Annotated in this window: 21 protein-coding genes; 12 read left to right on the forward strand and 9 right to left on the reverse strand. The window is 68.4% G+C overall.

The window, feature by feature from the left end:
- Positions 1-27: 27 nt before the first annotated feature.
- From ACI7YT_RS14280 to ACI7YT_RS14295, 4 genes are all read right to left on the reverse strand, one after another.
- Entirely contained in the window at positions 28-1,485 is a 1,458-nt protein-coding gene (locus tag ACI7YT_RS14280) for a pyridoxal phosphate-dependent decarboxylase family protein (RefSeq protein WP_406246291.1), read from the reverse strand.
- Positions 1,482-2,840 carry an MFS transporter gene (locus ACI7YT_RS14285; protein ID WP_406246293.1) on the reverse strand — a complete coding sequence of 453 codons (1,359 nt, stop codon included), beginning with the start codon at positions 2,838-2,840 and terminating at the stop codon, positions 1,482-1,484. The genes ACI7YT_RS14280 and ACI7YT_RS14285 overlap by 4 nt, the downstream gene beginning before the upstream one ends.
- Positions 2,841-2,907: 67 nt before the next feature.
- On the reverse strand, positions 2,908-3,603 hold the full coding sequence (locus tag ACI7YT_RS14290; protein WP_406246295.1) for a helix-turn-helix domain-containing protein: 696 nt from the start codon (positions 3,601-3,603) through the stop codon (positions 2,908-2,910).
- Positions 3,600-5,081: an APC family permease gene (locus ACI7YT_RS14295; protein ID WP_406246296.1), complete on the reverse strand. Its 1,482-nt coding sequence runs from the start codon at positions 5,079-5,081 to the stop codon at positions 3,600-3,602. Before ACI7YT_RS14295 ends, ACI7YT_RS14290 begins: the two co-directional genes overlap by 4 nt.
- 270 nt (positions 5,082-5,351) lie before the next feature.
- Here ACI7YT_RS14295 and ACI7YT_RS14300 point away from each other — a divergent pair, with 270 nt between their 5' ends.
- The 8 genes from ACI7YT_RS14300 (at position 5,352) to ACI7YT_RS14335 (ending at position 11,868) form a co-directional block, all read left to right on the forward strand.
- Positions 5,352-5,936: a MauE/DoxX family redox-associated membrane protein gene (locus ACI7YT_RS14300; protein ID WP_406246298.1), complete on the forward strand. Its 585-nt coding sequence runs from the start codon at positions 5,352-5,354 to the stop codon at positions 5,934-5,936.
- 30 nt (positions 5,937-5,966) lie between these two features.
- The gene (locus ACI7YT_RS14305) at positions 5,967-6,593 is read left to right on the forward strand and encodes a redoxin domain-containing protein (protein WP_406246299.1); all 627 of its coding nucleotides are present in this window, start codon (positions 5,967-5,969) and stop codon (positions 6,591-6,593) included.
- Between the two features lie 63 nt (positions 6,594-6,656).
- The gene (locus ACI7YT_RS14310) at positions 6,657-7,352 is read left to right on the forward strand and encodes a methylamine dehydrogenase light chain (protein WP_406246300.1); all 696 of its coding nucleotides are present in this window, start codon (positions 6,657-6,659) and stop codon (positions 7,350-7,352) included.
- Positions 7,349-8,647 (forward strand): hypothetical protein, encoded by a 1,299-nt coding sequence (locus tag ACI7YT_RS14315; RefSeq protein ID WP_406246302.1) that lies wholly within the window; start codon positions 7,349-7,351, stop codon positions 8,645-8,647. Before ACI7YT_RS14310 ends, ACI7YT_RS14315 begins: the two co-directional genes overlap by 4 nt.
- Positions 8,644-10,254, forward strand: coding sequence for a multicopper oxidase family protein (locus ACI7YT_RS14320; protein ID WP_406246303.1), 1,611 nt, complete (start codon positions 8,644-8,646; stop codon positions 10,252-10,254). Before ACI7YT_RS14315 ends, ACI7YT_RS14320 begins: the two co-directional genes overlap by 4 nt.
- Before the next feature lie 13 nt (positions 10,255-10,267).
- Complete coding sequence (locus ACI7YT_RS14325; RefSeq protein ID WP_406246305.1) at positions 10,268-10,639, forward strand: plastocyanin/azurin family copper-binding protein; 372 nt, start codon at positions 10,268-10,270, stop codon at positions 10,637-10,639.
- Complete coding sequence (locus ACI7YT_RS14330) at positions 10,636-10,986, forward strand: cupredoxin domain-containing protein (RefSeq protein WP_406246307.1); 351 nt, start codon at positions 10,636-10,638, stop codon at positions 10,984-10,986. The genes ACI7YT_RS14325 and ACI7YT_RS14330 overlap by 4 nt, the downstream gene beginning before the upstream one ends.
- 21 nt (positions 10,987-11,007) lie before the next feature.
- On the forward strand, positions 11,008-11,868 hold the full coding sequence (locus ACI7YT_RS14335) for a hypothetical protein (RefSeq protein ID WP_406246309.1): 861 nt from the start codon (positions 11,008-11,010) through the stop codon (positions 11,866-11,868).
- Between the two features lie 39 nt (positions 11,869-11,907).
- Here ACI7YT_RS14335 and ACI7YT_RS14340 read toward each other — a convergent pair whose 3' ends face one another.
- A complete protein-coding gene (locus ACI7YT_RS14340) occupies positions 11,908-12,183 on the reverse strand; it encodes a DUF2277 domain-containing protein (protein WP_406246311.1) in 276 nt (91 codons plus the stop codon).
- Positions 12,184-12,280: 97 nt separating this feature from the next.
- Positions 12,281-13,783, reverse strand: a complete 1,503-nt coding sequence (guaB, locus tag ACI7YT_RS14345) for an IMP dehydrogenase (RefSeq protein WP_406246313.1) — start codon at positions 13,781-13,783, stop codon at positions 12,281-12,283.
- Positions 13,784-13,989: 206 nt separating this feature from the next.
- Here guaB and ACI7YT_RS14350 point away from each other — a divergent pair, with 206 nt between their 5' ends.
- Genes ACI7YT_RS14350 through ACI7YT_RS14365 form a run of 4 tightly spaced genes read left to right on the forward strand, consistent with a single transcriptional unit; the run spans position 13,990 to position 18,072 of the window.
- A complete protein-coding gene (locus ACI7YT_RS14350) occupies positions 13,990-15,360 on the forward strand; it encodes a branched-chain amino acid ABC transporter permease (protein WP_406246315.1) in 1,371 nt (456 codons plus the stop codon).
- Positions 15,361-15,363: 3 nt separating this feature from the next.
- A complete protein-coding gene (locus tag ACI7YT_RS14355; protein WP_406246316.1) occupies positions 15,364-16,341 on the forward strand; it encodes a branched-chain amino acid ABC transporter permease in 978 nt (325 codons plus the stop codon).
- Positions 16,331-17,332, forward strand: a complete 1,002-nt coding sequence (locus tag ACI7YT_RS14360) for an ABC transporter ATP-binding protein (RefSeq protein ID WP_406246318.1) — start codon at positions 16,331-16,333, stop codon at positions 17,330-17,332. Before ACI7YT_RS14355 ends, ACI7YT_RS14360 begins: the two co-directional genes overlap by 11 nt.
- Positions 17,329-18,072, forward strand: coding sequence for an ABC transporter ATP-binding protein (locus ACI7YT_RS14365; protein WP_406246320.1), 744 nt, complete (start codon positions 17,329-17,331; stop codon positions 18,070-18,072). The genes ACI7YT_RS14360 and ACI7YT_RS14365 overlap by 4 nt, the downstream gene beginning before the upstream one ends.
- Positions 18,073-18,228: 156 nt before the next feature.
- Here the strand turns inward: ACI7YT_RS14365 and ACI7YT_RS14370 are convergent, their stop codons facing one another.
- The 3 genes from ACI7YT_RS14370 to groES all read right to left on the reverse strand — a co-directional run bounded on the left by ACI7YT_RS14370 (position 18,229) and on the right by groES (position 20,988).
- The gene (locus ACI7YT_RS14370; protein WP_406246321.1) at positions 18,229-19,485 is read right to left on the reverse strand and encodes an ABC transporter substrate-binding protein; all 1,257 of its coding nucleotides are present in this window, start codon (positions 19,483-19,485) and stop codon (positions 18,229-18,231) included.
- A 134-nt stretch (positions 19,486-19,619) separates the two neighbouring features.
- Positions 19,620-20,552, reverse strand: coding sequence for an EamA family transporter RarD (gene rarD, locus ACI7YT_RS14375; protein ID WP_406246323.1), 933 nt, complete (start codon positions 20,550-20,552; stop codon positions 19,620-19,622).
- A 139-nt stretch (positions 20,553-20,691) separates the two neighbouring features.
- Positions 20,692-20,988, reverse strand: a complete 297-nt coding sequence (gene groES / locus ACI7YT_RS14380) for a co-chaperone GroES (RefSeq protein WP_017203655.1) — start codon at positions 20,986-20,988, stop codon at positions 20,692-20,694.
- Positions 20,989-21,136 lie beyond the last annotated feature (148 nt).

A 21,136-nucleotide genomic window follows, 5' to 3' on the forward strand; every position in this document is an offset into this window, starting at 1 on the left:
GGCTATCAGCATCCGGCGCGATCTGGGTCAGCGCGGCTCGGACATCCGTGCCAGCAGTTCGGAGAGCAGCGCCTCGGCCACCGGCGCCGGCAGCTCCTCGATCAGCGCCATCAGCGTCGCCATCGGCTGGTCCGGTGCGACCTGGCCTGCGCCGGCGACGCGCAGCAGGCGCCAGGATGCCGCCGTCCCTGGCACGCGATCGGAGCCGTACCCGAGTGCGCGTACGGCTCCGGCCAGGAGGCGCCCATCGGCGGCGCGACGACCGCGTACGGCATCGGCTGCCTGTCCGAGTGCGCGCCGGAAATGCGTGACGCTCCGCTCGAGCACGGGTGTCAGCGTGAGATGCGCGCTGCGCGGAATTCGCGTTCCGTCCGATTGCACGAACCCGGGCTGGTGCTGAATGCGCCAGCCCCGACGCGCCAGTTCATCGGCGAGTCTGTGCGGATCCACCCGGTGCTCTGACGGCACGTCGACGTCCGCGACCAGCGTGATCGCAGGGCCCACCGGATCGCCCATCACCACGAGTCCCGGTATGCGCTCGACCTCGTCACGGATTCCCGCGGCGACCCGCGCGACCGACGCGGTCAGCTCCGCGAAGCCCTCATCGCCCAGCCGCTGGACGATGGCCCATGCCGCCGCCAGCGACGACGCGGATTTCGACCCGAGCAGCGTCGGGTTGACGACCGGGTAGCCGGGCCAGCGCGTCGTGGCGAAGAACTGCGCCCGATGCTGGCGGCGGCCACGATGCAGCAGCACCGAGACGCCTTTGGGCGCGTATCCGAATTTATGCAGATCAGCCGACAGGCTCGTCACACCGGGAAGGCGGAAGTCCCATTCCGGCACATCGCTCCACCACGGCAGCACCAGTCCCCCGAAACAGGCATCGACGTGACACCGGATGCCGAGCTTCTTCGCCGCCGCGGCGACCGCGCGGATCGGATCGAGCGCGCCGGACGGGTACGCCGGGGCCGACACGACCACCAGCGCCGCATCCTCCGCCATCCGGACGATCAGGTCGTCCGCCGCGACCGCGCCGTCCGGCCCGCACGGCACCGGATCGAAGTCCAGGTCGAACAGCCGCGCCGCCTTCTGGAACGCCGCGTGGGCGGTCGCAGGAGCGAGCAGCCGCGGACGCGTTCCGCGCGCCACGGCATCCGGATGCTCTGCGCGCCACAGATCGCGCGCCGTCTTCACCGCGAGAAGGCAGCTCTCCGTTCCGCCGCTGGTCACGGAGCCGACGACGTCGCGTCGGCCGTGCACTGCTCGCCGCACGAAGCCGATGAGGTCGCGCTCCATCGCCGCGACCGACGGGAAGACGGTGGGGTCCAGCCCGTTCACCGGCCGGGCGAGGGATGCCGCGGCATCCGCCAGCTCGTCCAGCTCCGGCATCCCGGAATCGTAGACATAGGCGAGCACATGTCCGCCGTGCGTCGGCGCGTCGGCCGCGCGCAGCTCGCGCAGGCGGCCGAGGATGCTGCCGCTCACGCCTGCGTCCCCGCGATGTCGCGCTCGCGCAGCCGATAACGCGACAGCGCGACGAGACTCAGCGCCATCAACGCGGCGGGCAGGATGCTGAAGGACACCGCGATGCCTGCGATGGCGGCGGCAGGCTGCTCGACCGCGACCCCTGCGGTGGACTCGAGGTAGCCGGTGACGGCGAGGACGAGCGACAGCACGGTCGCGCCGAGCGCCATGCCCGTGGTCTCCCCCGCCGTCCAGACTCCGCTGAAGACGCCGGAGCGGTTCGCGCCGTCGTGCGCGGATCGGTCGACGGCTATGACGTCGGGGAGCATCGCCATCGGCAGCGTCTGCATGCCCGCGTACGCCGCTCCGGCGAGCGCGACGGGGGCGAGGATCCACCACCCCGGGAGCCAGGTCATGGCCACGAGCACGAGCGTCGCGAGCAGAAAGACGAGACTCGCGAGCCGGAACGCGCGTTCCTTGCCGACGCGATCGGCGATGCGCTTCCAGACCGGTGCCATCAGCAGCGCCGGCGCGATCAGCGAGGCGAACAGCGGTGTCACCGCACCCTCGTCCTTCAGGATCCAGCGCGCGACGAACTGGGCGCCTGCCAGCATGAGGCCGGTCGCCAACCCCTGCAGCATGAACGTGATCAGCAGCGCGCGGAACGGCTGGCTCTCGCGCAGCACGCGGATGCCGGCGCGGTAGTGCGCACCGATGGACATTCCCGCGACGACCGGCAGCGGAGGGCGCTGCGGGGCGACCGACGCCGACACCAGCATCCCGGCGGCCAGTACGACTCCCGCGACGAGCGCCATCACGAGGTACCCGCGCAGCGGGTCGTCGGGGAACAGCCCGCGCAGTTCCGGACCACCGGCACCGAACAGCAGGATCGCGATGGTCAGCACCACCACCCGCCAGCTGAGCAGGCGGGTGCGTTCGCGATAGCTGTCGGTCAACTCGGCCGGAAGGGCGATGTACGGCACCTGGAACAGGCTGAAGCAGGTCGCGGCGAGCATGAAGGCGACGAGCACCCACAGGGCGGACGGCAGCGGCCCCAGTCCGCCGGGCACGGCGAAGGTCAGCACGAACGCGATCGGCAGACCGATGCCGCCGAGGATCATGAAACGCCGCCTCGACCCCGCCTGCGCGTACGACCGATCGCTGAGCCCGCCGATCACGGGGTCGATCAGGACATCCCAGATCTTCGCCGCTGTCACGATCGCCCCGGCCGCGAGTGCCGCGACGCCGAGCGAATCGGTGAGGTAGTACACGAGGACGAGACCCGGCAGAGTGGCGAACCCGCCGGTGCCGAGCGACCCGATCGCGTAACGGGCGACCTGGCTTCGCGTCAGCGCCGAACTCCCCGGTGAATCCATGCGCTCACTCTAGTGGCGCGGTGCTGGCACGGTTCGGACCTCGTGATCGCGCGCTCAGACGGCGTGCTCACGACTGCGCCCAGAGCGCGGCGACCTCATCGGCCGCCGCGCGCAGCCGTGGCACGTGTCGCGCGGCTGAGGAGATCGCGCTCGGCGCATCGGCGAGCGCGATGGCCCCGATTCGTCGGGGGCCGGCGTACACCGGCACTGCCATGCAGGCGCGATCCGCCGAGAGCATGCCGATCTGCTGCGCGTATCCACGGGTCAGAGTCGCATCGGTCAGCGCTCTGACGCCTTCGGAGACGGAAGCGCCCTGCTCGATGCACTCGAGAAGCAGCAACTGGCCGGCCGCCGAGCGCTCCGACGCAGCGAGGAAGCCGCGCACGTCCGAGATCGGATGCACCGGATCCTCGTCCAGAAGCTCCAGCCGGTCTCCGATGAAGCGGACGAGGTGGATGGCGCCGGCGGTGTCCTGTCGGAGTCGCGCCAGGATCACGTCGTGCCGTCCGTTCCGACGTTCCGAGACATGTCGAGCCAGCTCGACGACCCGCACGCCGAGGATGAAGCCGGTCAGGTCGGGCCGGCGCACCAGGAACTCCTGCCGGACAAGCGTGTTCAGGATGCGATACATCGAGGATCGCGGGATATCGAGCGCAGACGCCAGCTCGTTCGCAGAGATGCCGGTGCGATGCTGGGCGACGAGTTCGAGCACCTCCATAGCCAGCTCCAGGCGATCACCGCCACCACGTGGAGGACGGGTCATGGCTCGGCATCCGCTCTGGGCAGCTGGTTCACAGCAACCGCCGGTGTTCCTCCGATCGTGTCCGAGGCGACCGGAAGGTCGTACAGCCCGAGACGCTGCAGGACAGCGGAGCGATGCTGAGCGCGCAGCATCAGCAGGACAGCCAGGAGGGCGATCACTCCGATGGCGAACAGCACGTGGACGAGACGGTCGGCTGGGACGGCGGTCACGTAGTGCACCAGCGTCATCGCGAGGACGAGGACCACCACGAAAGCCGGCAGCGCCGATGCCCATCGGAACTCGCCGATGCGCATGAGGAAGACGGGGGCAGCCGCTGCCACCAGCAGATAGACGCTGACGTACCCCAGGATCGCCGCCGCGTCGGCGGTGTGCCTGACCGCATCCGAAGCCGCCGGCACCGCCGCTCCTGCCAGGGCCACCGCGCCGACAGCCGCAGCCACCAGCGCACCCCCGGTCGCAGGCGTCCCCCGGGCACCGGTTCGACCGAACACGTCGCCGACCAGGCCCTCCCGGCTCATCACGAACAGCAGCCGCACCAGCGCCGTCGTCGTCGCCAGCGCGCAGGCGAGGAACGAGAGAATGATGATGACCTCGACGAAGGCCGTCAGACCGTGCAGTCCGAGACCTGTCGCCGCGATCTCCGAGATCTCGCCGCTCTCGTGAAACGGCGCCTGACCGGCGAGCTGCGCGGTTGCTGCGAGCAGGTAGCTGAGTGACACGGCGAGCACTGTCCAGCCGAGCGCGCGGGTCACGGATGCCAGCGGACGTCGGGTCTCCGGTCCCAGAGCGATTCCGGACTCGAACCCGACGAAGGCGATCAGTCCGACCGCGACCCCGGCCAGCACCGCGTGCATGTCCAGACCGACGACCGGCCGCACATCTGCGAGCGCGCCCTGCGAACCGATGAGAACAGTCACGGCGATGGCCGACACGGTGATCACCGCGAGCGCCTCGACGATCAGGAGCACGCGCGTCGAGATCCGCACTCCCAGTGCGTTCACGGCGGCGATGAGCACGGCCGTCGCCACGACGACGAGGACCGCCACCTCGACGGCACCACCGGACATCCGTTGCACGCGCGCCGCGGCATCCACGAGGCACACGACGGCGATGCTGCCGTATCCGACCCCGAGGCATGCCCCAGCGACCACACCGGCGCGCGGGCCCAGCCCGCGCACGACGAACGTGTAGAGCGATCCGGCGCTCGCGATGCGACGGGTGAACTGGCTCAGGACGAACGCGAGGAGCATGACGACGAGGACCGTGGTGATCACGGAGGCGAGAGCGAACGGACCCGCCTCCCGGCTGACCGTTCCCGGGTTCATCAAGGCGACGCCGGCCGGCGCGACGGCGGCGAAAGACTGCGCGGCGACATCCATCGGCCCGATGCGTCGGCGCCGCAGGCCATGCAACGGCGACACCGACGCGAGTCCCTCCACCGGAACCCGCTCGGTGATCGCCCGTTCCAATGCCCGCACTGAGACTCCTGCCCGCCGCCGGCCGTGTCGCCGCGCCGCCGCCCGCGAGTTCGACCGGTCGGTACAGCGAACCTAGGGGCCTGCGATTGCCGTTTCGCTTCGACCGAGTTTCCGTCGTGTGACGCGACCTGGGATGCGATGCATGCGGTGTCCCACGCCCCGTCCGTGAAGCGTTACGGCGCAGACGCACCCCCGAAAAGCCGTCCTGTGAGCATCGATGTCACCGGCCCTCGCACTCCGCAGGACCGGACGATGACGAGGAGCGGACCCATGATCCCCACCGCTGTCTCCGCACTGCTGGGGGGAATGCTGCTGGTGGCAGGCATCCCGAAGCTCCGCGACCGCCGCGGCATGCTCCAGGCAGTGCAGGGCTATCGACTGCTGCCGGCGCCGCTGGAACAGATCACCGCGGCCACGCTGCCTGTCGCCGAGGTCCTGCTCGGTGCTCTCCTGCTCGCAGGCGTTCCCTTCCCCCTCGTCCCTGCCGCCGCAGCGGCGCTGTTCCTGATGTTCTTCGCAGCGCTCGCCATCAACCTGCTCAGGGGGCGGCGAGAGCTGGATTGCGGGTGCTTCGCGTTCATGTCCGAGAGCCGCACGCCGCGGATCTCCTGGTTCCACGCCATCCGCGCGCTGGTGCTCGCGGCAACAGCCTCCGCACTCGCGCTGGTCCCCGGCGGCTATGGCATCGCGGTGACGCCTCTCCCCGAGCAGCTGCTCGGCCTGGCGCTCGCGGTGCTGGTCTTCGCAGCCGTCCTCGGCGCACTGGCGGCCCGCGCCGTGATCACCCCGGGGCGCCGCTCCCTCGACTCCCACCTCGCTTACGCACAGCACGAGCTGCGCGCACCCTCCCGCTGACGCAGACGCCACTCGACCGAAGGAATCCCCATGACGCACTTCCTCTTCATCTCGGTGATCGTCCTGATCGTCGCCGTCGCCTTCCTGTTCCTGATGAATCTCGCCCTGGCGCGCGAGCTCGGACGCATCCAGGTGCGCTTGGGCCCACTGGGCGCACGGATGATGGACTCCGGACCGAAGGTGGCCGAAGTCGGGCCATCGTTCGATGGGCTGTCCGATCATCTCGGCCGAACCGTCAGCATCGGCGGCCACCGCGAGCGTCCCCAACTGCTGATGTTCACGGGGCCCAAATGCTCGACCTGCAAGAGCCTCCTCCCCGGAATCAAGGCGCTCGCGAAGGCGGAGCGCCGCCACCTCGACGTCGTCATGGTGTCCGACGGGACCCCGGAGGAGCACGAAGCCTTCCTCGCGGGCGCCGACATCCGTGATGAGCTCGCCTACGTCGACGCCAGAGACGTCGGCATCGCGTACCAGGTGGGGACGACACCCTACGGCGTCGTCCTCGATGCGCACGGCCGGATCCGCGGCAAGGGCCTGTGCAACCAGCTCGCTCACGTCGAGAGCCTGCTGAACGCGCTGGACACCGGCAACCCTTCGCTGCAGCACCTGCACGAGCAATCCCAGACCCGGGCGTCCGACGAACTCGCCGCGCGCTGACCCGACCCGGCGCCCGGATCCCCGTGGCGCCGCCGACAGGACGACAGAAAGGAGACCGACCTCATGACCGAGAACCAATACCCGATCGACGAGTCGGCCATGCAGGAGCAGGCCGACTGGATGGCCGGCCGGGGTGGCAGCTGGATCAGCCGTCTCGGACGGCACCTGAGCGAGACGACCAGCCGGCGATCGATGCTCGGAACCCTCGGACGAGTGGGCATCGGCGCCGCCGGCGTCGCGGTGATCGGGGCGCTCCCGGTGAGCCGCGCGCTGGGCGCCACGAACGCCGAGCCGGCTTCAGCCGGTCCCGCCGGCCACCCGGCCGCGCTGCCGGACGACGAGCTGTTCCCCGCGTTCGATCAGACCGGCGACTCCTCGACCTGCGAGTACTGGCGCTGGTGCAACATGGACGGCACACCGTGCACATCCTGCGCGGGTGGCGGTATGACGACGTGTTCTCCCGGGTCCAAGCCCGGCGCCGAGTTCTGGGTCGGCTGCTGCACGAATCCGGACGACGACAAGACCTATCTGATCGCGTACTACGACTGCTGCGGGGCGAGCGGATGCTCGAACACGTTCTGCGGACAGCCCGACAACCAAGCCATCATGTACAACCCCGTGTCTGGGTCCTTCGACCAGGAGATCATCTGGTGCGTCTCCGACGAGTCGCAGTCGTACACCTGCACCATGGCGCCGATCATCGGCACGGACTGCCAGGTGCGGCCCGCCGCGCGTCCCAAGGTGGGGGCAGGATCGTGACGTCGCCGCGGAGAAGGAACCTGCGCGCGGCATCGTTCATGGTCGCAGCCCTCGCGCTCGCCGGCTGCACCGCCGACGCCGCCCCTGCCGAAACCCCTGAAGGCTTCGTCGAGTTGCCCGACCAGCCATGGACCCCCGCTGATGAGGACACCACTCTGGGGTCGTCGGACGAGGAGATTCCGGATGCCGACGAAATCCCGCAGCCGTTGCACGTCGGTTCCATCGACCCCATCGGCGCCGACGAGGTCCTCCTGGTCGGCGAGACCTGGAACCTCGAGGTCTCCTCGCAGGTCATCGACCCGGCAACCGGCGAGGCGACCGCCAAGTTCGCCACCGGACCCGGCATCTGGGACGCGGTGATCCATCCGTTCGTCGGATCCGACCCCGAGGACCCGGCCGTTCTCGCCCAGGAGGTATGGCGTCCGCGTGGCACGCGGGGCGCCGCGGACTTCACGATCTCCACCTACTCGGGGAACCTCCTCGAACCGGACGAGATCGAGATGGCGGACTACACCCGTGCGCATTCCCGCTGGGGGTCGAGCGTCGTCACCGACGATGGTCGGTACTTCGCATTCTGGGACGACGCTCTCTACGGCATCCGGGTCTACGACGTCGAGAAGGGCGAGGAGACCGGCGCCCTGCAGCTGCTCGGCTGCGGCCCGTTCACCTGGGCGGTCGGTCACGACATCTACTCCGTATGCGAGGAAGAACGGCAGATCATCCAGCTCTCGATCGGCAAGGACGGAATGATCGAGGATGCCGGACGCGCTGAGGTGCTTCCCGACGACTTCGTCAGCAACAGACATGCGAGCCAGTCCTTCGATGCCGGGCAGTCGCTCCTCGTCTCGGCAAACGGCGACGTCTTCGTGTTCGACCTCTCGGACGGATTGCCCTCGGACCCGGTCGCGCCGATCGGCAACGCAGGGCAGGGCTCCGGGAGGTTCGCGCAGTCCTTCATCAACAATCCGGCGACGAGCATGGTGATCAGCTACACCGACTCGGCGATCCACCCGCACTCCGTCGACGCCGGCGACGAGGTGAAGCTGATCCTGTCCGACCCCGCCGACTTCACCACACTGGCGACGCTCGAGCTGGCGGGGATGGGCCTGACCTCGCTCGATGCCTTCGGGTACTCGGTCGACGGCAAGACGCTGTACGTCGTCGGATCCGGCGCGGACGAGACGCTCACGATCGTCGGCTACGACGCGCACACCGGTGCGGAGACGTCCAGGGCTGTCATCGAGAACTTCACCGACTCTCCATCGCGTCTGCTCACCCCGCAGGTGATCGGATGAACCGCCCCGGGTCCGCCCTGCACGCCGAGACTTCTCGTCGGGCGTTCCTCCGCCTCGGCGTCGCGAGTGCCGGCCTGGTCGGGGCGGGCATGCTCGGGTTCGCCGGCTGCGCGGTGGCCGCCCGACCGGAGGCCTCGCAGACCGGACCCGGGTACGACTACATCATGCCGACCGACCCGGAGGTGGCGCGTGCGGAGCAGGTTCGTGCCGCCTCCGGCCGGATCGCCGCGTTCTCCCTGGCGGCCGCTCCCGCCGTCGTCGACCTCGCGGGCACGAAGGTCATGACGTGGGCGTACGGCGGCAAGGCGGTCGCCCCGGAGCTGCGGGTCGGGCGCGGCGACCGCATGCAGGTCGCCGTGACGAACGGACTGCCCGCGGATACCACGCTCCACTGGCACGGCATCCGGATCCGGAACGACATGGACGGTGCGGCGCCGACGACGCAGCGCCCCATCGCCGCGAACGGTGGGGAGCACGCGTACGACTTCATCGTGCCCGACCCCGGCACGCACTGGTATCACTCGCACAGCGGCCTTCAAGCCGACCGCGGGCTGTTCGGCGCGCTCATCGTGGAAGACCCCGACGATGCCACCGGCGCGGACGCTGACGCGGTGCTCGTGCTGGATGACTGGCTCGATGGGCTCGGCACGACTCCGGACGCCGTGCTCCTCGCGCTCAACCCGGCGCTCGCCGGAGCGCATGGTCATCACGGCGACGGGACGACTCCCCCGCCGACGGGCGTCTCAGCGACCGCGTCGGACGAAGAGTACGCAACAGCGCAGGAGCTCATCGATCACGGTCACGGCGACTCCGAGGCGCTGGGCGGGATGACCCAGCACATCGCTTATCCGATGCATCTGATCAACGGGCGACCACCGGCCGACCCTGAGACCATCGAAGCGCTCGCCGGCCAGCGGCTGCGGCTGCGCATCATCAACGCGGCGGCTGAGACGCCGTACCGGTTCGCGGTCGCCGGCCACGAGCTGACCGTGATCGCCGTGGACGGGTTCGACACGGAGCCCGCCACCGCCGACGCCGTCATCATCGGGATGGCGCAGCGGGTCGACGTCCTGATCACCGTGTCGTCCGGTGCGTGGCCTGTGGTCGCCGCGGTCGAGGGGCGCGAAGGCCATGCCGCCACGGTGCTCCGCACGGCTGATGCTTCGGTCTCCGCCGGACCGCTTCCGGCCCGGCTCCCCGAGCACGACCGACGGCTCGTTCTGGAAAGCGAACTGCGTCCGGCGCAGAGCACAGTCCTCGACGTCCGCGAGCCCGATCGCGACTACCGCGTCGAGCTCATCGTCGCCGGCGAACGCTATGCGTGGGGCATGGTCGGCGATGCCGGCGAGCTGGTGATGAAGCAGGGCGAGCGTGTGCGGATCACGATGACGAACACCACGCCGATGTGGCATCCGATGCACACGCACGGCCACACGTTCGCCGTCCCCTCGTACGGAGGGCTGCGCCGGGATACCGTCAACGTCCTGCCCGGACAGGAGCTGACGATCGAGTTCGACGCCGACAACCCCGGCGAGTGGATGTTCCACTGCCACAACGCCTATCACTTCGAAGCCGGGATGACCGCGAACCTGCGGTACATCCGATGAGAGGAGCACACCGATGACCACCCGAACCCGCCTTGCCGGTGCCGCACTGGCGACAGGCCTGATGCTGGCCGCGCTGCTCACCGGCTGCAGCACAGGGACCGACCCGGCAGCGTCCGCCGCAGGAAACGTGGTGACGATCACCGTGAAGGACATGTCGTATCAGCCGGCGGAGGTCACGATCCATCCCGGCGACACCGTCGAGTGGGTCTTCGACGACGGCGGCATGCCGCACGACGTGTCCGGAGAGGGCGAACTGGAAGGCGTCTTGCAGAGCGAACTCCTCACCGAGGGTGAGTACACGTACACCTTCGATGAGACAGGCACCTACACCTACTCGTGCACGCCGCATCCGATGATGGTCGGCACCGTCATCGTCGAGGAATGACCGGGCGCCGGACCATGCTGCTCGTCGCGTCGGCGGTGCTCGCGACCGGATCGCTCGCGACCGGATGCTCGTCCGGCGCAGCGCAGTCAGCACCGCGCACCGTCGACGTGGAAGTCAGCGACCTGCAGTTCACGCCGAGCGAGGTGGCAGTCTCGGTCGGCGACACGGTGCGCTGGACGTTCGACGACGGCGGCATGTTCCATCACGTCGAAGCGACCGACCACTCGTTCGACAGCACGATCGTCGGCGAAGGGACGTTCAGCGTGACGTTCGCCGATGCGGGAACGCACCCTTACGCCTGCTCCATCCATCCGTATATGACCGGGACCGTCACGGTCTCGGAGTAACCGATCACCATTGGAGGAACCATGACCACCATCGACGCTCCGCTGCGCGACTCCCTCGCCCATTCCCCGCTTTCCGACGATGCGCCGCAACTGCGCCCCACGGTCGCCGAAGCCGTGTCCCGCCGCGCCCGCCTGCTCCTGCCCTTGGCGGCTGCGGCTGCGGGCATCGGTGCTGCTGTCGCGCTGGCCCCTGCGAACGGTCTCGCGATGACGGCATCCATCGTCGGTGCCGGTGCGCTGACCGCGATCGCAGCCAACTGGTCGACCTGCGGCATGTCCGTCGCGGGCGTGGTCGCCGCGCCCAAGCAGCCAGGACGCAAGGGCTCATCCACTCCGGCCCGTCGGCTCGGATGGCACGCGCTCGGTTCCGTCCTCACCGGAGCGCCGACAGGAGCGTTGATCGGGGGGATCGGGATGCTGGTGGGCGGGTTCCTGAACATCGGGATCGCGCTCGGCATCTGGGCTCTGGTGGCCGCGCTCTATGGCCTGCACGAGCTCGGGATGCTGCGCATGCCGACGCCGATGCGCCGCCGGCAGCTTCCCCGGCGGCTTCGCCGCACCATGGAGCCGTGGAAGGTCTCCTTCCTGTTCGGCATGATGATCGGCCCGGGGTTCGTGATCTTCATCCGCTCCAGCGCCTACTATCTCCTGGTCCTGGGCCTGATGCTCGCGGGGAATCCGCTGCTCGGCGCGGCGCTGTTCACGCTCGTCTCTCTGGGACGCTGCCTGCCGAGCCTGGCGGCGATCGTGCACACCCGCGCAGGAGGCACGATGCCGGGGTTCCTGTCGGCGATGTGCCTGGTGGACCGCCGGGTGCAGGCGATCACCGGCGCAGGTCTGGTCGGACTGGCGGCCTTCGCCGCGGTGGCGATCATCAACTGAGGCTCGCCGCTTGACGGTCGCCGACGGTGCCCGCGACCGTCAAGCGGCGTATCGCCCCGACGCGATCGCGCGGGCGCGCTTCTTCTCGGCCTCCTCTTCGCGGTTCTTCGGCGGAGTCGTGGCGACGAGGTCGTCGAGCAGATGCTGCGTGATGTGCGCGACCTCGGCGACGGCACGGTCGAACGCTTCCTGGTTCGCCTTGGACGGCTTCGTCGTCCCGGCGATCTTGCGCACGTACTGCAGCGCCGCCGCCTGCACTTCGTCAGAGCTCGCGGCCGGTTCGAAATTGTGGAGGGTGTGGATGTTTCGGCACATACCGGCACGCTACGCCGCACCCCCGACGCGGGGAAGAGGCGATCTCATACGACGAGGGGGACGGATGCCGCGGCATCCGTCCCCCTCGTCATACCGTCTACTTCTTGTAGTTCGGCGCCTCGACGACGATCTGCACGTCGTGCGGGTGCGACTCCTTGAGTCCGGCAGCCGTGATGCGGACGAACTTGCCGCGCGTCTTGAGCTCCTCGATCGTGCGCGCGCCGACGTAGAACATCGACTGACGCAGGCCCCCGATGAGCTGATACGCCACAGCCGACACCGGGCCGCGGTACGGGACCTGACCCTCGATGCCCTCGGGGATCAGCTTGTCGTCACTCGGGACATCGGCCTGGAAGTAGCGGTCCTTGGAGTAAGAGGTCTGCTTGCCGCGGGTCTGCATGGCACCCAGGGAGCCCATTCCGCGGTACTGCTTGAACTGCTTGCCGCTCTGGAAGACGATCTCACCCGGCGACTCGTCGGTGCCGGCGAGGAGCGAACCGAGCATGACGGCATCCGCACCGGCGACGAGCGCCTTCGCGATGTCGCCCGAGTACTGCAGACCGCCGTCCGCGATCACCGGGATCCCGGCGGGGCGCGCCGCCAGCGACGCCTCGTAGACCGCCGTGACCTGCGGGACGCCGACCCCGGCGACGACGCGGGTCGTGCAGATCGATCCGGGTCCGACGCCGACCTTGACGGCGTCGGCTCCGGCGTCCACCAGCGCCTGGGCGCCTTCGCGGGTCGCGACGTTGCCGCCGATGATGTCGATATGCTCGAAGGTCGGGTCGGCCTTGAGGCGGCGGATCAGGTCGATGACGCCCTGCGACTGCCCGTTGGCCGTGTCGACCACGAGCACGTCGACCCCGGCATCCCGCAGCGCCTCGGCGCGCTCCCATGCGTCGCCGAAGAAGCCCATCGCCGCGCCGACGCGCAGACGCCCCTGCTCGTCCTTGGTGGCGAGCGGGTACTTCTCGCTCTTGTCGAAGTCCTTGATCGTGATGAGGCCCGCGAGCTTGCCATTCTCGTCGATGAGCGGCAGCTTCTCGACGCGGTGCTTCGCGAACAGAGCGATGACCTCGCCTGCGGCCACGCCGACCGGGGCGGTGACGAGCCCCTCGCTGGTCATGACGTCCTTCACGAACGTGGTCTGGCGCTCGAAGCCGGAGACGAAGCGCATGTCGCGGTTCGTGATGATGCCGACGAGCTTGCCGTCGGGGTCGACCACCGGAAGACCCGAGATGCGGTACTTCGCGCACAGCGCGTCGACCTCTTCGACGGTCGCATCGGGCGTCGTCGTGATCGGGTCGGTGATCATGCCCGACTCGCTGCGCTTGACGCGGTCGACGTGCGCGGCCTGATCGGCGATGGACAGATTGCGGTGCAGGATGCCGATGCCGCCCTCCCGCGCCATCGCGATCGCCATGCGCGACTCGGTGACGGTGTCCATGGCGCTCGAGAGCAGCGGGGTCGCGACCGAGATGCGGCGCGAGATGCGCGACGAGGTGTCCGCCTCGCTCGGGATGACGTCGGTGTGCCCCGGCAGGAGCAGCACGTCGTCGTAAGTGAGGCCGACGAAACCGAACGGGTCATGCTGGTCCATGGATGATCCTCCTGGGGGTGGCGGGGCGCTGCGCGGGTGTACCAATTCTAAGCGCCGCAGGCGCACGTGCTATTCCCGCGCGCGAACGCAGATCGTGAGCAGATCGTGCATTGGCCGAAACAGAATCGACACACTACGCTCATACCGTCGTACATCAGGGCCGATGCACAACTCCGTCTTGGCCTGTGTACTGGACGGGAGGTTCTGTGAGTCCGACGATCTCGGCGAAGCGGAGCGGAATCCGATGGGCGATCGCCCTGGTCGGGACGCTTCTCGCTTTCGCCTTCCTGGCCCTCCAACCGCCGTCGCCCGCCTCTGCCGTTTCTTCGGCATCCGCGGAGGAGACCGACGACGGGCAGGAGGTCACCGACTTCTATCTCGCCGGTGTCATCACCTTCGACGACGAGCCCGTCGCCGACGTCACCATGTCGGTGGAGGGCGACGGCTTCGAAGCGGAGACCGAGACGGATGCCGAGGGCCGGTGGCGCCTCTACGTCCCCGAGGCCGCGACGTACGTGCTGACCGTCGACGAGGACACTCTCCCCGACGGCGTGATCGTCGACGCGGCGCAGCTGCCCGAGGGCATGCAGCCGATCTCCGGAACCACGGCGTCGTTCGAGGTCGAGTTCGGACTCACCGGAACGAAGATCGTCAACCTATTCCTCGGCGAGGGTGTGCGGGAGACCACCTCGTTCGTCGACCAGCTGCTGTCCCGGACTGTCGGCGGTCTGAACTTCGGTCTGCTGCTCGGGCTCGCCTCCATGGGCGCGGCGCTCATCTACGGGACGACGAAGCTGTCGAACTTCGCACACGGCGAGATGGTGACCTGGGGCGCGGTCGTCGCGCTGCTGGTCACCTCGTTCTGGCAGCTGCCGATGTGGCTGGGCATCATCGCCGCCGTCATCGGCGGCGGATTGCTCGGCTGGGGATTGGATGCCGGGCTCTGGCGCCCCCTCAGACGACGAGGCCTCGGCGTCGTGCAGCTCATGATCGTGAGCATCGGCCTCTCGCTGGCTCTGCGCTACGCGCTGCAGTACATGATCGGCGGCGGCACCTACCAGCTGCCCGGTTCGAGCCCCACGCCGATCAAGCTCGGCCCCATCTCGCTGTCGTACATCGACATGATCGGGATGGGCGTGAGCCTGCTCGTCATCCTCGGAGTCGCGTTCTTCCTGACCCGCACCAGGGTCGGAAAGGCCACCCGAGCGATCTCGGACAACCCGCAGCTGGCCGCGGCATCCGGCATCGACGTCGACAAGGTGATCCGCATCGTGTGGATCCTCGCGGGCGTCCTGGCCGCGATCTCGGGCATCCTGTGGGCGTACTTCCGGCCCGGTGTGAAGTGGGACATGGGCATGCAGATGCTGCTGCTCATCTTCTGCGCCATCACGCTCGGCGGACTCGGATCCGCCATCGGCGCGCTCATCGGCTCGATCATCGTGGGTCTGGCCGTCGAGGTGTCGACGCTGCTCGGCGTCCCGAGCGACCTGAAGTACGCCACCGCGCTGGTCGCGCTGATCGTGATCCTGCTGGTACGGCCTCAGGGCCTGCTCGGCCGCAAGGAAAGGTTGGGCTGACGCATGGACTTCGGCAACATCTTCGGCAACACCGCTGCCTATCTGTTCAGCCCCACCACGATGGCGTACGCGCTCGCGGCGACCGGCCTGGCGGTCCACTTCGGCTACACCGGCCTGCTGAACTTCGGTATGGCGGCCTTCATGGCGGTCGGCGGCTACGGCTACGCGATCTCGATCCTCACCTTCGGCGTGCCGTGGTGGATCGGCATGCTGATCGGGCTCATCGCCGGTGCGGGTTTCGCCCTCATCCTCGGCATCCCGACGCTCCGTCTGCGCGCCGACTACCTCGCCATCGCGACGATCGCGGCGGCCGAGGTCGTGCGCCTCCTGTTCCTCACCGAGCTGTTCAAGGGCTGGACCAACTCGGCGGGCGGACTGTCCGGCTATCACCAGAGCTTCCGCGATATCAACCCGTTCCCGCCGGGGACGTACGGCTTCGGCCCGTGGACCTACAACGCGAACGACCTGTGGGTGCGCGTGTTCGGGCTCATCATGCTCGCGATCGCGGTGCTGCTCGTCTGGGCGCTCATGCGCAGCCCGTGGGGGCGCGTGGTCAAGGGCATCCGCGAGGACGAGGACGCCGTGCGCTCGCTCGGCAAGAACGTGTTCGCGTACAAGATGCAGGCGCTCGTCGTCGGCGGCGTCCTCGGTGCCCTCGGCGGCATCGTGTTCGTGCTGCCGTCGGCTGTGATCCCCGGCAGCTACTCGACGTCGCTGACGTTCTTCCTGTGGACCATCCTGCTCCTCGGCGGAGCGGCGACCGTGCTCGGCCCGACGCTCGGCGCTGTGCTGTTCTGGGTCGTCTTCGCCTTCCTCGGAAGCCTGCTTCCGGCGATGGCGGACGCGGGACTGCTGCCGATGACCGCAGCACAGGCCGACATGGTGCGGTACATCCTGATCGGCGTCGTGCTGATGCTGATCGTGATCTTCCGGCCGCAGGGCATCCTCGGAAACAAGAGGGAGATGACCTTTGTCAAGTGAATCGAATCCCGCGCAGCCGGCCACGCCGCGTGCGAAGACGACCGGCCTCGCGAAGGGACCGGCAGCCCCAGGCGTCGCGAAGGTCGACCCGATCCTCGTCGCCGACGGCGTGACGCGCCGCTTCGGCGGTCTGACCGCCGTCGACGTGGACCACATCGAGATCCCGCGTGGAGCGATCACGGCACTCATCGGCCCGAACGGCGCCGGCAAGACGACCCTGTTCAACCTGCTCTGCGGGTTCGACAAGCCGAACTCGGGTACGTGGTCGTTCGACGGCAAGAATCTCTCCGGCGTCCCGTCGTTCAAGGTCGCGCAGATGGGGCAGGTGCGCACGTTCCAGCTCACCAAGTCGCTGTCGCTGCTGACGGTGCTCGAGAACATGAAGCTCGGCGCCCCTCATCAGCGCGGCGAGGGATTCTGGGCGAGCCTGTTCCCCTTCCTCTGGCGTGACCAGGAGGCGGAGATCGAGAAGCGCGCACGCGATCTGCTCACCCGCTTCAAGCTGGATGCCAAGGAGAAGGACTTCGCAGCATCGCTGTCCGGTGGTCAGCGCAAGCTGCTCGAAATGGCTCGCGCCCTGATGAGCGATCCGACGCTGGTGATGCTCGATGAGCCGATGGCCGGCGTCAACCCGGCGCTGACCCAGTCGCTGCTCGAGCACATCCTCAGCCTCAAGGACCTCGGAATGACCGTGCTGTTCGTCGAGCACGACATGCACATGGTCCGCCACATCGCCGACTGGGTGGTCGTGATGGCCGAGGGCCGCGTGGTGGCCGAGGGCCCGCCGGATCAGGTGATGGACGACCCCGCCGTCGTGGATGCCTATCTCGGCGCTCACCAGGATGTCGATCTCGGGACGGTCACCGGGCGCATGCCCGTGGTGACGGAGACTGCCGCCCTGCGTCTGCGCGAGCAGATCGAGGCAGAGGCAGAGGCCGAGCTCGAAGCCGATTTCGCCGCGTCCGACGACGCGCAGGAGGAGAAGTCATGACCGAGGACACCCGAGACGTCGTCGTCGAGCTGACGGACGTGCACGCCGGATACCTCCCGGGCGTGAACATCCTCAACGGCGCGAATCTCGTCGCCCGCAAGGGTGAGCTCATCGGCATCATCGGCCCCAACGGCGCCGGCAAGTCGACGCTGCTGAAGGCGATCTTCGGCATGGTGCAGGTCCGCCAGGGCGACGTCACCGTCAACGGCGAGAGCATCCTCGGTCTGAAGGCCGACAAGCTCGTCGCCCGCGGCGTCGGGTTCGTCCCGCAGACGAACAACGTGTTCCCCTCGCTGACGATCGAGGAGAACCTGCAGATGGGGCTCTACCAGAACCCCAAGATCTTCGCGGCCCGCCTGGAGTTCGTCACCGGCATCTTCGCCGAACTCGGCAAGCGCCTCAAGCAGCGTGCCGGCTCGCTGTCGGGCGGCGAGCGCCAGATGGTCGCGATGTCGCGCGCCCTGATGATGGACCCCGCCGTGCTGCTGCTGGACGAGCCGTCCGCCGGTCTTTCTCCGGTGCGTCAGGATGACGCGTTCATCCGTGTCTCCGACATCAACAAGGCCGGCGTGACGACGATCATGGTCGAGCAGAACGCCCGACGCTGCCTCCAGATCTGCGACCGCGGGTACGTTCTCGACCAGGGACGCGACGCGTACGAGGGCTCCGGGCGCGACCTGCTGAACGACCCCAAGGTCATCGGCCTGTACCTCGGCACGCTGGGCACCGACGCCGCATAGGTCAGCGCCCGCGCCCCGCCGAGAGAGGTGGCGCGTATGGTCGCGTCCCGACTCACGAGGCGACCACACGCGCCCCCTCCCCCGGCCCGAGTCCATTTCCCCAGCGCACGAAAGGGCTCCGGATGCCGAGGCATCCGGAGCCCTTTCGTGTGCGACTTACTTGAGGCGGGTCTGCACGTTCTCCGCGTCGTACTCGTAGACGCCGATGGCGGCGCCTGCCGGGTCGTTGTTCTCGTCGAACGTGACGTCACCGGAGTAGCCGTTGTAGTCGGGCGTTCCGCCGGCGTTGATGATCTCGGCGCATTCGGCGAAGCTCGTGCACGCCTCGCCCTCGCCCTCGCCACCGGACACCGTGCGCATGGCACCGGCGATGTCGGCACCCTCGACGGAGACGGCGTACAGGGCCGACAGCGCGATGAGCGTCGCGGCGTCGTACGCCTCAGCCGAGTAGGTCAGCGCGTCGATGGGCTCGTTGCCACCGGCGGTCCAGACCTCGTTGAGCTGGTCGATGAAGTCGTCCGGCAGTTCGGCGCCGGCACGGGTGCCCTTCGAGCCCTCGAGGCTGACGGGAAGGTCCGGCCAGTCCTTGAGATTGCCGTCGACGAGGTACAGCGAACCGGTGTCGACGCCCGCGTTGCCCAGCAGCGGCGCGATGGTCGCGAACTGGTCGTACGAGACGACAGCCACGGCATCCGGCTTCTCGGCCGAGATCGTCTGCACCTGCGCGTTGAACTGACCGTCGCCCTGGTTGTAGGACGCCTCGGCGACGACCTCGCCGCCCGTGGCCTCGAACGTCGACTTGATGGCCTCGAACAGACCGGTGCCGTACGGGTCGTTCTGGTAGATGATGCCGAGCGTCTTGTGCCCGTCCTCGGCGATCTGGTTGCCCAGCACCTCACCCTGCAGCAGGTCGCTCGGCGCCGTGCGGAAGTAGAGGTCGTTGATGCCGGAGAAGTCCGGCGATGTGTTCGACGGCGAGACGGTGAGGATGCCTGCGCCGGCGTTGCCGTCCAGGATCAGCTTCGTCACGCTCGAGGACGCGGCACCGACCATGGCGGTGATTCCGGCGCTCTGGAGGTTGGTGATCGAGGTCTCGTAGGCCTTGTTGTCGAGGTCTCCCTCGTCTTCGCTGACCAGTTCGACCTGGATGCCGGCATCCGCCTCGTTGATCTGCTCGACGGCGAGCTGGACGCCTGCCTCCATGGGAGCGCCGAGGAAGGCCAGCGTTCCCGTCGCGGGCAGGAGCGAGCCCAGCGTCAGCGACAGATCGACGTTCTCGGGCCGCTCGTTCGTCGCCTCGGACGACTCGGGGGCGGGCGGGGTGGTGCTGCAACCCGCGATGACCAGCGCCGATGCTCCCAGCAGTGCGATTCCTGCCAGCAGCTTGGGGCGCGAACCCTGCAAACCGTTCATATTGCTCCTTCGACAACAGCGAACATGGCGGTACCACGTTCGGGTGCTCTAACCCTATGACCGGGTCAGACACCGGCGGGTATCGGTGCGCTAACGATCTTGTTTCGCGTTGATGACGGTGCTGCGGAGCAGGGTCAGATCAGCTCCGCCGGCGGGACGCGCCTGTGTCGTCGCGCCGCGAGGATGAGGTCGACGACGAACACGCCGACGGCCACCCAGACCAGGAGGAAGCCGATCCAGCGCTCGGTCGGCATCGGCTCGTGCAGGATGGCGACGCCGATGATGAATTGCATGATCGGAGTGATGAACTGGATCATCCCGATGACCGTGAGGTTGATGCGCCTGGCACCCGATGCGAACAGCAGCAGGGGGACCGCCGTCGCGACCCCGGCGAAGCAGAGCAGCACCGTGTGCCAGACCCCGTTGCCGCCGATCGTGATCCCCGTGGTCATCCCGACCGCGACGAGCTGGACGACCGCGATGGGGATGAGCCAGAAGGATTCGAGGGTCAGTCCGCTGACGGCATCCACCGACGGCCCGATCTTCTTCTTGATGAGCCCGTAGAAGCCGAACGAGAGCGTGAGGGTGAGCGCGATCCACGGAACCGAGCCGTACGCGACGATGATCACGACCACGGCGAGCGCCGCGATGCCGACGGCGACCCACTGCAGCCGACGCATCCGCTCGTGCAGGATGAAGACGCCGAGCAGCACGGTGGTGATCGGGTTGATGAAGTAGCCCAGTGATGTCTCGACGACCTTGTCGTCCAGAGTGCCGATGAGGAACGCCTGCCAGTTGACGTAGATGAGCACACCGGCGAGGGCGGTGAGACCGAGCAGTCGCGGCTGGCGGACGATGGCCAGGATCCGCTGCCAGCCGCGTGTGATCGCGAGCAGGACCACGCAGAACACGAGCGAGAACAGCACCCGCCACGCGACGATCTCCCAGGGGCCCGTCGGCGTCAGCAGGAGGAAGTACAGCGGGAGGACGCCCCAGAGCAGGTAGGCCCCGAGGGCGTACAGCACCCCGGTGGTCTGTTCGGTCCGGGGAGTGGTCTTCGTGGTCACTGATCAACCCTACGGCGGGGCGCGGACGCGCGAGGCCCGTCCGCGGTGACGTTGGCAGGAAACGGGCGGCCCCTGGCCGGAGATGCACGAAGGCCCGGATGCCTGAGCATCCGGGCCTTCGAAGCGAAGGACGCTGAGATCAGCGCACGACGACCGCGAGGACGTCGCGTGCCGACAGGACGAGGAACTCGTCCGCGCCGAACTTCACCTCGGTGCCGCCGTACTTGCTGTAGAGCACGCGGTCGCCGACGGCGACGTCGAGCGGGACGCGGTTGCCGTTGTCATCGATGCGGCCGGGGCCAACGGCCACGACCTCGCCCTCCTGGGGCTTCTCCTTGGCGGTGTCGGGGATGACCAGTCCACTCGCGGTGGTCTGCTCGGCCTCGACCTGCTTGATGACGATGCGGTCCTCGAGCGGCTTGATGGAAACCGACACGGTCTACCTCTTCTTTCTTGACGCTGACACGAAAGACTCGTTCGCACTCTCAACCCGAGAGTGCTAATGCCAGTGTAGGACGTCGGCTGGCACTCACGCAATGCGAGTGCCAGTGCGGCGTAACGCGGACGGCGAACAGCCGCCGCGT

The organism is Microbacterium sp. M (assembly GCF_045181065.1).
Taxonomy (GTDB): domain Bacteria; phylum Actinomycetota; class Actinomycetes; order Actinomycetales; family Microbacteriaceae; genus Microbacterium.